The sequence below is a fragment of the Paraburkholderia polaris genome (genome assembly GCF_012927345.1).
In the GTDB taxonomy this organism is placed as follows: Bacteria; Pseudomonadota; Gammaproteobacteria; order Burkholderiales; family Burkholderiaceae; genus Paraburkholderia; species Paraburkholderia polaris.
In genome coordinates this window covers 26,370-38,739 of sequence record NZ_JABBGJ010000013.1, presented here as the reverse complement: position 1 = coordinate 38,739, position 12,370 = coordinate 26,370, and the positions used below count along the sequence as shown (strand labels likewise).

The window sequence follows — 12,370 nt, the reverse complement described above, 5'->3', positions numbered from 1 at the left end:
GAACGGGGACAGTGAAAATGAGTATGAAACTGATGGTGGCGGTGAAACGGGTGACGGATTACAACGTGAAAGTGCGGGTGAAATCGGACGGCACGGGCGTCGACATCGCGAACGTGAAGATGTCGATGAATCCGTTCGACGAAATCGCGGTTGAAGAAGCCGTTCGTCTGAGGGAAGCAGGTGTAGCGACCGAAGTGATCGCTGTCTCTTGCGGCGTGACACAGGCGCAGGAAACGCTGCGCACGGCGCTGGCAATCGGCGCGGATCGCGCGATCCTGATCGAGTCGTCTGAAGAGTTGCAGCCGCTGGCGGTTGCCAAGCTGCTGAAGGCGCTGGTTGATAAAGAGCAGCCTTCGCTGATCGTTCTCGGCAAGCAGGCCATCGACGACGATTCGAACCAGACCGGCCAGATGCTGGCTGCACTGGCGAACCTGCCGCAAGCTACCTTCGCGTCGAAGGTTGTCGTCGCTGACGGCAAGGCTACGGTGTCGCGTGAAGTGGACGGTGGTGCGGAAACGCTGTCGCTAACATTGCCGGCTGTGATTACGACCGATCTGCGCCTGAACGAGCCGCGCTACGTGACGCTGCCCAACATCATGAAGGCGAAGAAAAAGCCGCTGGAAATCGTCACGCCGGAACACCTCGGCGTTGAGGTGACGCCGCGCCTGAAGACGTTGAAGGTCGTCGAGCCGCCGAAGCGCACCGCCGGTGTGAAGGTGCCCGATGCGAAGACGCTGGTCGAGAAGTTGAAGACCGAAGCCAAGGTGTTGTAGTTAGGACCTGAGAGATAAAAATGACGAATCTGGTTAGTCTTGTAATAGCAGAACACGACGCCCCGAAGGAAGCCCCCTTGGGGGGCAACGCGTCGATCAAGGCCGCGACGCTGAATACGATTGCAGCCGCACAGCAGATTGGTGGCGATATTCACGTGCTGGTTGCGGGTCATAACGCGCAAGCCGCCGCGGATGCGGCAGCGAAGATTACAGGCGTGAGCAAGGTGTTGTTGGCCGACGCGCCGCAACTGGCAGCAGGTTTGGCAGAAATCGTCGAAGCAACGGTTCTGAACATCGCGAAGGCCTACACGCACATCCTCGCGCCGGCGACTGCTTACGGCAAGAACATCGCGCCGCGTATCGCCGCGACGCTGGACGTCGCACAGATCAGTGAGATCACGGCAGTGGTTAGCGCCGATACGTTCGAGCGCCCGATCTACGCCGGCAACGCAATCGCAACCGTTCAATCGGCAGACACGATCAAGGTCATCACGATCCGCACAACTGGTTTCGATCCGGTCGCAGCTGAAGGCGGAAGCGCAACGGTCGAAAGGATCGAAGCGGCAGCCGACACAGGCCTGTCGCAATTCGTGAGCCGTGAAGTCACGAAGCTCGACCGTCCGGAACTGACGTCGGCGAAGATCATCGTGTCGGGTGGCCGCGGTCTGGGCAACGGCGAGAACTACACGAAGGTGCTTGAGCCGCTGGCCGACAAGCTGAACGCCGCGCTGGGCGCATCGCGCGCAGCCGTCGATGCGGGCTTCGTACCGAATGACTATCAGGTCGGCCAGACCGGCAAGATCGTCGCGCCGCAGCTGTACGTTGCAGTCGGCATCTCGGGTGCGATCCAGCATCTGGCCGGCATGAAGGACTCGAAGGTGATCGTGGCAATCAACAAGGACCCGGAAGCGCCGATTTTCAGCGTCGCCGATTATGGATTGGTCGGAGACCTGTTCGCAGTCGTGCCGGAACTGGGCGTGCAATTGAGCCAAACGCGATGACCATGACGTCTAGCGACGTACTGATCTTTATCACGGGGCTCCTCACGCTCTTTTGCCCACCGGTAGCGATGCCGATGTATGCGTCCGTGACCGGACATTTTCCCGATTCGACGCAGCGGCAAATTGCATGGCGGCTGTTCGCCTGGATTGGGGCCTTAATGGTAGGTGCGGTTTGGGGCGGCCAGTTTTTGCTGCGGATGCTTGGCTTGACCCTCGGCGCGCTGACATTGACGGGTGGCCTCGTGCTTTGCCTGTGGTCAATTCCGATGATGCGCGGTACCAATAACGATGAGCGGCGCGGCGGAACGGTCAAACTGGAATACGCGCAATGGCGCAGTTCTATTGAGATGCTGGCGAAGGGCATAGGCGAACTATTGCCTGGTCTTGCTTCGTGAGCGTCAAACAATGATTCACACCGGAACATCGGATCGAACCGGCCTCCAGACTGATGGATGAAATGGCATGAAAACAGTGGGCATGTATCTGGTAGAACTCCTCGCGGCATACGGCGTGGACACCGTCTTCGGCATTCCAGGCGTTCATACGATCGACTTGTACCGTGGACTTTCCGGAAGCACCGTACGTCATATCACGGCGCGCCATGAACAGGGGTTGGGTTTCATGGCGGACGGCTACGCACGAGCGACGGGCCGTCCCGGCGTGTGCTTCGTGATCACCGGCCCTGGCGTGACCAATATCGCCACGGCGATGGCGCAGGCTTATGCCGATTCAATCCCGATGCTAGTGATCTCCAGCGTCAATCGGTTGGGGCATCTCGGCTCCGGTAATGGTCATCTGCATGAATTGCCCGACCAGCGGCTGCTCACTAGCGGCTTGGCAGAATTCAGTCATACGGTCACGCTTGCCGAGGAATTGCCGCAGGTGGTGGCGCGTGCGTTCGCGGTGTTCTCAAGTGGAAGGCCGCGCCCGGTGCATATCGAGTTGCCGCTCGACGTCATTAGCGCTTCGGCGCGGGATCTGCCCGCTATCCCCGCCGCACCGCCGCGTGTGAGTGCGGGACCGGCCGCGCCGCGCGCGATCGAGGCGGCGCTCGAACTCATCGGCAAGGCGCGTGCGCCGTTGATTCTTGCGGGCGGCGGGGCACTGGCCGCGGCTGAAGAAGTGGAGCGCTTTGCACAAGCGCTCGATGCGCCCGTCGTCATGACAATCAACGGACGCGGCATCCTGCCACCAGAACATGGACTCGGTATCTCGCTGTCAGGATCGAGCCAGGCAGTGCGCACCTTGATGCGCGAGAGCGATCTGATTGTCGCGCTCGGCACTGAGCTCGGACCGACCGACTACGATCTTTACGCGGACGGCAGTTTTGTGCCGCCAGCGAACCTGTTGCGTATCGACATCGACGCCCAGCAGCTCTTTCGCAACGCGGCGCCGACGCTGCCCATGCTGGGCGACGTCGGCGAGACGCTAGCGGCGCTGCTTCAGGCGTGGTCGGCGCCTGAACACCGCGGCAATGGGGCGGCCCGCGTGGCGGAGTGCCGTGCCGCTGGCGAGCGCGAGCTCGATGCCGTCACGCGCCGTGATCTCGACGTGCTGGCTTGTGTCAGACAGGCTTTGCCGAACGCGAGCATCGTCGGCGATTCCACGCGCTTTGTGTACTCGGGCAATGTTGGCTATGCAGCGCCGCGCCCGCGTTCGTGGTTCAACGCATCGGTGGGATTCGGCTCGCTCGGTTACGGCCTGCCTGCCGCCATCGGCGCGAGTCTTGGCGATGCCACCCGTCCTGTGGTGTGTCTCGCGGGCGATGGCGGTTTTCAGTTCACTTTGGGCGAACTCGGCACGGCGGCGCAACATAAGGCGCGCGTAATCGTGCTGTTGCTTAACAATGGTGGCTACGGTGAAATAAAAAGCGCGATGCTCAATCGCCAGGTCGAACCGATCGGAGTCGATTTGCATACCCCCGATTTTGTTGCGATTGCGCAAGCCTACGGGTGGGCCGCCGAGCGACTCGACGAAGGCACGCCGCTGGCTGATGCACTCGCACGCGCGATGCAGCAAACGGTGCCCTCACTGATCGAAATCGCGGCCGCTTGAGTCCGCCGAGCCGCTATTGCTGAGACGCCGCTGGGCCCATGACGGAGGATCGGGGCGCCCCGGCGTTAAAAAAACCGCCTCCCGGAAAAATTTGGGACGGCGGTTTTTTTACCCAGCCGGTCGACTGGCTGGCATGGGCAAACTTACGCTTTAATTACACGTCCGTCACGCTCGTTTCCTGCTCGTCGTCGGCGGCGGCAGGAAGCTCTCTACGACCTGCATGCAGCTGCGCAGCGCTTCGTCGGCTGTAAACGAAGTGGGATCTCGAGCAAGTTCGAGCCAGAAACCGTCGATGACCGCTGTCAGCGTCAATGCGGCGAGCTCGCTGTTGATCGGCGCACTGCGCTCCGCGCCTATCTGGTCGAACAGTTTCTCCAGCGCTTGTCTGTAGCCGCTATACAGTTCCTTGTGCGCCTTGCGGATCACGGGGTCGCTATGCGCGACACTCCAGAACCCGAGCCAGACCTTGACGTTCTTGGGCGCAAACACGGGCGGAGCGAAACACACCTTGATAATGGCTCTAAGTTTCTCTTCAGGGCCCGCAGCGTTCGCTGCTGCCTCCCTGGAAACCATAAGCAGATCCGCCGCCAGCCGTTTGTAAGTCTGCGCCATCAGTTCGTCTTTCGACTGGAAATGATGGTTGATCAGGCCACGCGAGACTTTCGCCTCGACGCAGATCCGGTCGATGGTGGTTTCGGAATAGCTGTAGCGAGCAATGCAGCGCATCGTCGCGTCGATGATCGATTGCTGACGCACAGCCGGCGTTTCGCGGACACCGCGTCCGCGTGTCGGGACGGGTTCCTTACCGATGATTTTTTTCACTCCATGGCCTTTCACAGTCGTTACGCGGCCGATTATAGGTGAGTACAGAACGATTGTTCAATTGATCTGTACCGGGCTTCGCTTTGATAACTGCTCCGACAAGCCGTCGATGCGTTTCGAACCCTGCATGCAAGCATAGGGACGCCGTAAAAATCTTCTGATAGGGAATATTGAAAAATGTTGAACTATCGTTCAACAGAACATATACTCATACGCACATGCAGGTTGGTCGACCATTCAACAAGGCATGGCAGCACTGGTTACGGGAAACGCTAGCGAGGGAGTAAGGAGATGGATTTTCGAAGCGTCAATCTCTGGGCACATCGTACCGCGCTCGAAAACGTCTCGAAATGCCTCTTCATGTGCTCGGTGAAACGCACACCGAAGTTGTTGCGCGCGCCGAACATTTGCTCGAACGTGTCGGCGTTGCCGATAAACGCGCTATTTACCCGATTCAGATCCTGTTGCCGACCCTCGTGGGTGAAACGGCCATGCTGCTGAAATCGACCGCGCAGCCGTCGACAGTGGCGGTCATGGACGTGTTGGGTGCCGCGAACTATATTCGCGCTTAGACCCTGCGCATTTACGATGCCGTTGCTTGCGATCCCGATCATATATGTCGTGTTCGCTTTCGTCATTGAAATGGGGGTTGGCAATCTGGAACATCGCGTGCCGGTCCATTCGTTACGCTTAACCTGAACCGCGGCGGTTGGCCTCGCGGGGGCAAGCGGTCCCGCGTCTGCCGCTGCAAGGAGTCCTTGAATGAAGTATTCGAATCTGGTGGACCGTCTGCAAGGTAAGCGGACCTCGGCCTGGGAGATTCACTATTCCGCACAGAAGGCGCTTGCCCAAGGCGAGGACGTCATTCTGCTGAGCGTAGGGGATCCCGATTTTGCTACGCCGGAGGTCATCGTCGAGCGCGCGGTCACTGCGTTGCGCAGCGGAGATACGCACTACAGCGAGGTGGCGGGCCGTGCGGCGTTGCGCACGGCGATTGCGCAGGAACATACGCGTGCGACGGGCCACGCTGTCGCCGCGGAGAATGTGATTGTGGTGGCGGGTACGCAAAATGGGCTGTTTGCCGCATCACTTTGCCTGTGCGAGACAGGCGATGAAGTGATCGTGCCTGAGCCGATGTATCTGACCTACGAGGCAAGCGTGCGCGCATCGGGCGCTACCCTCGTGCCCGTTCCGGTTGATCCGACGCGCGGTTTTCATATCGATTGCTATGCGCTTGAAGCGGCTATTACGCCACGCACGAAAGCCATTTTTTTTGCCACACCCTGCAATCCAACGGGCGTCGTGATGCCTCGGGCCGATCTTGAACGAATTGCACAGTTGGCGTGCCAGCATGATCTTTGGGTGCTCGCTGATGAGGTCTACGGGGACCTGACTTTCGAACGCGATCACTTGAGCATTGCATCCTTTACCGGCATGGCCGGGCGCACGGTGACGATAAGCAGTTTGTCAAAGTCTCACGCGATGCCCGGGTGGCGGATAGGTTGGGTTATTGGGCCGGCGCTGCTAGTCGAACATCTTGAACGCCTTGCGCTATGCATGCTCTACGGTTTGCCGGGTTTTATTCAGCAGGCGGCACTGACGGCGCTGGAGCATAAAGTGCAGATTGTTGCCGATATGCGCGAACTCTACAGGCGTCGGCGTGATGTGGTCTACAACCGTTTGCGGCAGGTGCCGGGCTTGCGTTGCCTGTTGCCGGAAGCGGGCATGTTCATGATGGTTGACGTGACGGGGACGGGCCTCAGTGCGTTCGATTTCACATGGCAGCTATTTCGCGAGCAAGGCGTGGCTCTGCTCGATGCCAGCGCGTTCGGCGATACGGCTAGCGGTTTTGTGCGTTTTGGCTTCGTGGTCGATGAAGCGCGGTTAGTGGATGCTTGTGAGCGAATCGCAACGTTTGTCAAGGGTCTGGGTGCCGGTGCATCAGTCGGGGAACCGGCGCGGTGCGTCTGAATCAGGGGCTGGTCATGCTCGAAGATATTTCGCTGACACTGAACAGCGATTCGCGCCATCCCCTGGTATTGCGGGCGTGGCGGCTTGCACGACAGGGGGGCCGCATGTGTATTTATAGGCAGGTGTTCATGCAGATGAGTTCGCCGGCATGCCGGTGTTGCACAGACTGCTGCCGCGCCTCGAGCATGCGCACGCGGCCGGACGTTTGCGCGGTATGGTGACCGTCGTGCCGCGAGCCAATCCGCTCGGCATCCAGCAGTTTTGCAACGGCCGTATTCTCGGTCGCTTTCATGGAGCCACAAGCCGCAATTTCGTTGGTCATTTCAACGAGTTTGCTGCGCTGCAACGGCCAGCAACGACGTTCGCCACGTGGCAGAGAGCGATCGTCGATCTAGCGGTTGACGGCCAGATCGTGCTGTACCTGGCTATTGTCAGAAAGGAACAGCCCCCGAAGCCCGTATTTTCCTCATTGGGGCGTCGCTGCCGTAGCCATCATCCCCCATACATTTGTTCCACTGCGAACGGCCGCTACGTAAGGCGCCCAAGGTCGCTTGTGGGTCGATCTCAGACCCTTGAGGCCAGATGGACGGCGGTTGGTTGCCTCGCAAGCTCCGCCGGAATTAGCCGTTGCGAGACTCTTGCCGTGATAATCCTATGGATTATCGCGGCAACGTTAAGCTGGATTTGGCCGCTGTCGTCCCGGTCGTTGCCAACTGGTCGATGTCGTTTCAACATCAAAGCACTACGTAAGCTGGCTGTACCATGGCCGGGAGGTGTGCGATGAATACGCTTGCGCAGGCCGTTCTCAACCCGCCAAACTGCTTCAAACAACTCGGCGACCTTCGATCGGATATCCCGGATCCGTATAGCCCGGCGTCGATGCGTGGCCGGGCGGCACCAGACTGTCCACGAACTTCTCGTCTTCGGGTCCCAGTTGCACATTCAGCGCTTGCGCATAGCTGTCCCAGTGGGCCTCTGTACGAGGACCGGCAATAGTCGAACTGACGAGTTTGTTCTTGAGCACCCACGCCAAGGCGAAAGCGATCGAAGTCGTACCGCGTGCCTCAGCGTGAGCGGCAACTTGTTGTGCGATCGCCAGCGATTCAGGCCGCCATTCAGTTTGCTGGATGCGCTTGTCGCCGCGCCCCGCGCGCGAATCCGGCGGCGGCGCGCCATCCAGCGCGTATTTGCCGGTCAGCACGCCGCGAGCCAGCGGGCTATAAGGGACGACGCCAATGCCATAGTGTGCGGCTGCGGGCAGTTGCTCGACCTCGGCGGTACGATCCACCATGTTGTAGAGCGGCTCACTTGCCACCGGCCGATCGATGCCGAGTTGGTCAGCAAGGCGCACGATTTCGGCGATGCGCCAGCCGCGGAAATTGGACAAGCCGAAGTAACGGACTTTGCCCTGGCGAATCAGATCGCCAATCGCGCGGACGCCTTCTTCGAGCGGCGCATCGAGTAGCGCGCGATGGAAGTAGAGGATGTCGATGTAGTCCGTGCCCAGGCGCTTGAGACTGGCTTCCACTGACTGAATAATCCATTTGCGCGACTGGCCTTGTTCGTTCGGACCCTGAGTCGTCGGATAGCCAAACTTCGTGGCGATCACCCAGCTGTCGCGCCGCTCGCCAAGCGCACGGCCGACGATTTCCTCGGAACGGCCGGCGTGGTAAACGTCCGCCGTATCGATGAAATTGACGCCTTGGTCGAACGCTTTATCGATGATGCGTTTCGACGTGGCTTCGTCCGTTTCGCCACCAAACATCATCGCGCCCAGGCACAGGGGCGAAACCTTGAGGGCGCTGCGGCCCAGATATCGGTAATCCATTATCTTTCTCCATGCAGGCTATGCCTGCGGTTTGTCACGATCGCTTATCCCGCTGCGAAGCTGCCATCGGCCGCCAGCGCGTGACGGACTGCGAAGCCGATTGCTGGACTGCAAAGCCAGAGCGCTGCGGAAGCGATTTACTGGGTCAGATGAAATGATAGACACATACCGTCTATAGATTAAGTCCATGAAACCGCAAGCTGTTATGAACGAGATTCATGAATTCGGATGTGCGTCTCGATCCTTGATTGCGGGCTATGGGGTACGAGCCCTATGTGATCGTGCCAAAGGCACCGCTCGTTCAAGACAGCATTGTGGGTAAGGCGGAACACAAGCTAACATTGACCTTGCGAATTAACCAGTGCGCACATGTGCGACTAGTGGTTAAATTTCGCAAACACCTATGAGGTCAGTTCATTAATGCCACGCGAAAATTTCAACGACCTGCTTGCCTTCATCGCTGTCGCCCGGGAGCGTAGCTTCACCCGCGCGGCTGCACAGTTAGGTGTGTCCCAATCGGCTTTGAGCCATACGATCCGCGCGCTCGAAAGCAGACTCGGGCTGCGGCTGTTGACGCGAACCACGCGCAGCGTATCGCCGACGGAGGCGGGCGAGCGCATCCTGCGGACAGTGGCGCCGCGCTTCGAGGAGATCGAAGCTGAACTGACGGCGGTAACCGAGCTTCGAGATATGCCTGCCGGTACTATTCGTATCACGGCGACAGATTACGCGACGAACACGATTCTCTGGCCCAAGCTGTCCAAACTGCTCCGCAAATATCCGGAGATCAAGGTTGAAATCATTACGGATTATGGTCTCTCCGATATCGTGGCGGATCGCTACGACATTGGCGTTCGTAATGGGGACCAGGTCGCGAAGGACATGATCGCGGTTCGCATTGCACCGGACATGAAGATGTCGATCGTTGGCTCGCCGGCGTACCTGGAAAAGCAGCCGCTGCCGAAAACGCCTCAGGACCTGATGGCGCACAACTGCATCAATCTGCGTCTGCCGACACTTGGGGTGTTTTACGCGTGGGAGCTAAAAAAGGGAAGTCGTGAAGTTCAGGTTCGCGTGGAGGGCCAGCTCGCTTTTAACGGCACCTATCACATGCTCGACGCCGCGTTGGCAGGCTACGGCCTTGCATACCTGCCGTCTGACCTGGCGCAGCCTCACGTTGCCGCGGGGCGTCTCGCTCGTGTCCTCGACGATTGGTGTCCGACGTTTCCAGGCTTGCATGCGTACTATGCGAGTCGTTCTGAATCCTCGCGAGCCATGGCACTGGTTATCGATTCGCTACGCTATCGTCCGAAAACGAGCTAGAGCCACGGCGGCCTTTAGGAACTCATGATTTGCCCTGGCATCATCGCGACGCCGATGGTCACCGGCATGATCGAGCGTGAACCCGAGGCGATGGATGCGTTGATGAAGGAGCAGCCCATCGGGCGACTCGGCCGGCCTGAAGAGATTGCGTCCGCAGTGCTCTGGCTTTGCAGTGCCGGCGCCAGCTTCGTGATTGGCCACGCGCTGGCTGTCGACGGCGGTTACACGGTGCGGTAAGAGAGTGGGGGCGCCCCTGTCGGATTCATCAAGAGGTAGGGATGGATTTCGGTTGAAAGAAGGATCCGTCACGCAGCATGGCGAACAGTACGTCGCAGCGTCGTCTAGCAAGAGCAATGCGCGCTGATTCTGATGCTTGCCTTGCTAGACCTTGCGAGCGTAGCAGGTCCTCGAGACCTGGTCCCGCAAGACGGCAAAGGCGGAGAGGGAGAGTGCTCTCTTGAGGACCTTGTTGCCGCATCTGGAGGGGTGTTCGTCACGGATGGACGAGCCCGAGCTTCGGGGCGAGGCCGGCGTAGGCGGCAAGATGCGCAGCTGAAGCGAAGGCTGCGTGGGCGACTTCCGTGAGGAGTCTGGCAGCGGTCCTGACGCCGACTCCCGGCATGCTGGTCAGGACCGGATTCCGCGCGATGTGCGCGCATGTCGAGCCAGGTTGAGCTCACTGCAGACGCTCACGACGAGCCATCCGGAGGTACCATTTTGCGCATCCGGTAGTCAGTCGGTGTCGTCGCCAGATACTTTCTGAACAGCTTGGCCAATTGGCCGCCGCTACCGATACCGCAGCGCCGGGCGATCTTGTCGACCGGCAAACGCGATTCGAGGAGCATCCGGCAACTCATGTTCAAGCGGGCCCGAAGCAGATAATCGGAAGGCGTCATGCCGATCTCGCTCTTGAAGCGCCGCAGGAAGTTGCGCTCACTCATTGCTGCAACCTGGGCTGCTTCGTCGATCGAGATGGGGCGATCAACATTGGCCTCCAGCCAACGCGCCGAGGCCATGATCTTTTCGCTGACTTGTGACGTCGCGTTATGGGTTATTGACGCGTTGAAGGGCGTCCTGTGCTCCGGCGCGACGGATTGGGCAACCAGCCGCGCCAGTTCGAGTCCCAGATCCTCTTCGACGACGCGCAGTACTGTGTGCACGGCGGCCGGCGCATCAGTGAGCGGGCTTGCCTGATAAAGATCGTGCGCTTCATTGTCGCCATACAGAAGCGCGCAATAGCGGCTGGGAAGCCCAGCCGCTTCCAGAAGCAGCCGTCCTTCCGCGATTGGATGAACGATCTCGCTGAAGGGGTGTCGGCGGCGCAGCCAGTTGCCAAGGCGTTCATCGCGGCACGCGTGCTGCACGCCCGCACCGCCTGCGATGAAGAGCAGGTGCGTGTCATTCGTTCCGCGGTGCGAGTCGACGCTGTCCGTCCAGACGAACACCGACGACGAGCTCGCGATGCGGCCGCCTGAAGCCGAAAGCAATGAAACGTCGTAGCGTGTGCGGCCCGATCGCTGCGCTGCGACGAGTGCGTTTGCCTTCTGGAAGATTTCGATAATCGCTGCGACCTTTGGCAGCGCAAAACCATTGAACAACGCTATGTCGACGCGGGTGATGTCGTTCGCTTGCGTCCCCACCGCACTTTGCCGCGAGCAGCGCGGCAGAGTATGCACCTGTTCCATTTTTTCCCCGGAATGTTTGGCCTGCAAAGTCCCTTCTCACGACTCTGTCTTTATTTTTGTTAAACGCATGCTATACAAATGATTCCGGCGCCATTATTACATGGCTGGATTAGCCAATACATTGGCAGTTTGAGACATTCGGATTGGGAAGCGCACGGTCGCGGTGCACATTCATGCCGGATGAGTCGCGGCATAATGCGGCAAGATATTGGAAAAATTGGCGCGATATTATTTTTTTAGTAAATGAGACGGAGTGTATGGAGCGCATTTTGAAATGCTTTATATGTTGATTGATATGAAAGAAAATCATTGAGACATTGGTGCCGGTGCATTGCTGCCAGCGTTTTCCGCTGCAGGCCTTTGCGGCTGTCGACGTAGGGCTTTTCTGAGTCCGTTTTGACGGGAGTCGCCCTTGCCATGAGAGGCGCAACGTCGGCTCGATTGCCGCACGCGGCGGGTGGCAGGCCAGCCTCAGACCGGAAGGTGTCGATGGCGGCGGTCATGCTTTTGGCAAACGATTGCACACAGGGCTAAAAAAGCCTGCCGTGCCGCCGTTAACGCGTTCATGCACAGACAAGACATTCAGACAATCGTTAATGCCGCCTGCGAAACCGCCGATTCCATCGTCGGTGCGCGCGAGTGGGATATGGCCGAAGATGCCAGCGCGATGCACGACTTGATCTTCTGGGACATGATTGGCAAGAAATTGCCCGACATCAGCGTCGCCGACGTGCTGTCGATCCTGGGACGCAGCGCATAAGGCCAGAGGTTGGCCAAGGTAGTTTCGGGCGAACCATACCGGTGCCTGCATCCTGGATGCGGTCGGCGACTGCGGTATGGGATTGGCAGACGATAAGCGCGTATTCGATAAACCGATAATACGCCCGCTTGGACGCACCAGCCTTCGTTGAC

13 protein-coding genes and 1 pseudogene are annotated in these 12,370 nt (G+C 59.2%); 10 read left to right on the top strand and 4 right to left on the bottom strand.

Going from position 1 to position 12,370, the window contains the following annotated elements:
• The first annotated feature begins 23 nt into the window (after nt 1-23).
• The 4 genes from HHL24_RS13785 (at nt 24) to HHL24_RS13770 (ending at nt 3,829) form a co-directional block, all read left to right on the top strand.
• The gene (locus HHL24_RS13785) at nt 24-773 is read left to right on the top strand and encodes an electron transfer flavoprotein subunit beta/FixA family protein (protein WP_169486122.1); all 750 of its coding nucleotides are present in this window, start codon (nt 24-26) and stop codon (nt 771-773) included.
• Between the two features lie 29 nt (nt 774-802).
• Nucleotides 803-1,774, top strand: coding sequence for an electron transfer flavoprotein subunit alpha/FixB family protein (locus tag HHL24_RS13780; protein WP_407947504.1), 972 nt, complete (start codon nt 803-805; stop codon nt 1,772-1,774).
• 2 nt (nt 1,775-1,776) lie between these two features.
• Nucleotides 1,777-2,169 carry a MarC family protein gene (locus tag HHL24_RS13775; RefSeq protein WP_230417450.1) on the top strand — a complete coding sequence of 131 codons (393 nt, stop codon included), beginning with the start codon at nt 1,777-1,779 and terminating at the stop codon, nt 2,167-2,169.
• A gap of 67 nt (nt 2,170-2,236) precedes the next feature.
• A complete protein-coding gene (locus HHL24_RS13770) occupies nt 2,237-3,829 on the top strand; it encodes a 5-guanidino-2-oxopentanoate decarboxylase (RefSeq protein ID WP_169486011.1) in 1,593 nt (530 codons plus the stop codon).
• 165 nt (nt 3,830-3,994) lie between these two features.
• On the opposite strand, the gene HHL24_RS13765 is transcribed toward HHL24_RS13770, so the two are convergent.
• The gene (locus tag HHL24_RS13765; protein WP_329606642.1) at nt 3,995-4,651 is read right to left on the bottom strand and encodes a TetR family transcriptional regulator C-terminal domain-containing protein; all 657 of its coding nucleotides are present in this window, start codon (nt 4,649-4,651) and stop codon (nt 3,995-3,997) included.
• Between the two features lie 350 nt (nt 4,652-5,001).
• On the opposite strand from HHL24_RS13765, the gene HHL24_RS43990 reads away from it, so the two are divergent.
• The 3 genes from HHL24_RS43990 to HHL24_RS45045 all read left to right on the top strand — a co-directional run bounded on the left by HHL24_RS43990 (nt 5,002) and on the right by HHL24_RS45045 (nt 7,406).
• Nucleotides 5,002-5,223: a hypothetical protein gene (locus HHL24_RS43990; RefSeq protein WP_230417449.1), complete on the top strand. Its 222-nt coding sequence runs from the start codon at nt 5,002-5,004 to the stop codon at nt 5,221-5,223.
• A gap of 190 nt (nt 5,224-5,413) precedes the next feature.
• Nucleotides 5,414-6,622 carry a pyridoxal phosphate-dependent aminotransferase gene (locus HHL24_RS13750; protein WP_169486010.1) on the top strand — a complete coding sequence of 403 codons (1,209 nt, stop codon included), beginning with the start codon at nt 5,414-5,416 and terminating at the stop codon, nt 6,620-6,622.
• Nucleotides 6,623-6,770: 148 nt separating this feature from the next.
• Nucleotides 6,771-7,406, top strand: coding sequence for a M14 family metallopeptidase (locus HHL24_RS45045; protein ID WP_206002854.1), 636 nt, complete (start codon nt 6,771-6,773; stop codon nt 7,404-7,406).
• Between the two features lie 39 nt (nt 7,407-7,445).
• Here the strand turns inward: HHL24_RS45045 and HHL24_RS13740 are convergent, their stop codons facing one another.
• The gene (locus HHL24_RS13740; protein WP_169486009.1) at nt 7,446-8,450 is read right to left on the bottom strand and encodes an aldo/keto reductase; all 1,005 of its coding nucleotides are present in this window, start codon (nt 8,448-8,450) and stop codon (nt 7,446-7,448) included.
• A 420-nt stretch (nt 8,451-8,870) separates the two neighbouring features.
• On the opposite strand from HHL24_RS13740, the gene HHL24_RS13735 reads away from it, so the two are divergent.
• Both HHL24_RS13735 and HHL24_RS13730 read left to right on the top strand, forming a co-directional pair.
• Nucleotides 8,871-9,773, top strand: coding sequence for a LysR family transcriptional regulator (locus HHL24_RS13735; protein WP_169486008.1), 903 nt, complete (start codon nt 8,871-8,873; stop codon nt 9,771-9,773).
• A gap of 24 nt (nt 9,774-9,797) precedes the next feature.
• A complete protein-coding gene (locus HHL24_RS13730) occupies nt 9,798-10,010 on the top strand; it encodes an SDR family oxidoreductase (protein WP_407947501.1) in 213 nt (70 codons plus the stop codon).
• A 28-nt stretch (nt 10,011-10,038) separates the two neighbouring features.
• Here HHL24_RS13730 and HHL24_RS13725 read toward each other — a convergent pair.
• Nucleotides 10,039-10,410: pseudogene (locus tag HHL24_RS13725) on the bottom strand (transposase); the annotation flags it as partial.
• Between the two features lie 52 nt (nt 10,411-10,462).
• Nucleotides 10,463-11,458: a GlxA family transcriptional regulator gene (locus tag HHL24_RS13720; protein ID WP_169486007.1), complete on the bottom strand. Its 996-nt coding sequence runs from the start codon at nt 11,456-11,458 to the stop codon at nt 10,463-10,465.
• 565 nt (nt 11,459-12,023) lie between these two features.
• Between HHL24_RS13720 and HHL24_RS13715 the strand changes: the two genes are divergently transcribed.
• Nucleotides 12,024-12,218, top strand: a complete 195-nt coding sequence (locus HHL24_RS13715) for a hypothetical protein (RefSeq protein ID WP_169486006.1) — start codon at nt 12,024-12,026, stop codon at nt 12,216-12,218.
• Nucleotides 12,219-12,370: the final 152 nt, after the last annotated feature.

Bases quoted from the DNA above. Each gene is read 5' to 3' on its own strand.
- HHL24_RS13785 (WP_169486122.1), top strand. From the start codon at position 24: ATGAAACTGATGGTGGCGGTGAAACGGGTGACGGATTACAACGTGAAA.
- HHL24_RS13775 (WP_230417450.1), top strand. From the start codon at position 1,777: ATGACGTCTAGCGACGTACTGATCTTTATCACGGGGCTCCTCACGCTC.
- HHL24_RS13770 (WP_169486011.1), top strand. From the start codon at position 2,237: ATGAAAACAGTGGGCATGTATCTGGTAGAACTCCTCGCGGCATACGGC.
- HHL24_RS43990 (WP_230417449.1), top strand. From the start codon at position 5,002: ATGCCTCTTCATGTGCTCGGTGAAACGCACACCGAAGTTGTTGCGCGC.
- HHL24_RS13750 (WP_169486010.1), top strand. From the start codon at position 5,414: ATGAAGTATTCGAATCTGGTGGACCGTCTGCAAGGTAAGCGGACCTCG.
- HHL24_RS45045 (WP_206002854.1), top strand. From the start codon at position 6,771: ATGCCGGTGTTGCACAGACTGCTGCCGCGCCTCGAGCATGCGCACGCG.
- HHL24_RS13740 (WP_169486009.1), bottom strand. From the start codon at position 8,450: ATGGATTACCGATATCTGGGCCGCAGCGCCCTCAAGGTTTCGCCCCTG.
- HHL24_RS13735 (WP_169486008.1), top strand. From the start codon at position 8,871: ATGCCACGCGAAAATTTCAACGACCTGCTTGCCTTCATCGCTGTCGCC.
- HHL24_RS13730 (WP_407947501.1), top strand. From the start codon at position 9,798: ATGATTTGCCCTGGCATCATCGCGACGCCGATGGTCACCGGCATGATC.
- HHL24_RS13720 (WP_169486007.1), bottom strand. From the start codon at position 11,458: ATGGAACAGGTGCATACTCTGCCGCGCTGCTCGCGGCAAAGTGCGGTG.
- HHL24_RS13715 (WP_169486006.1), top strand. From the start codon at position 12,024: ATGCACAGACAAGACATTCAGACAATCGTTAATGCCGCCTGCGAAACC.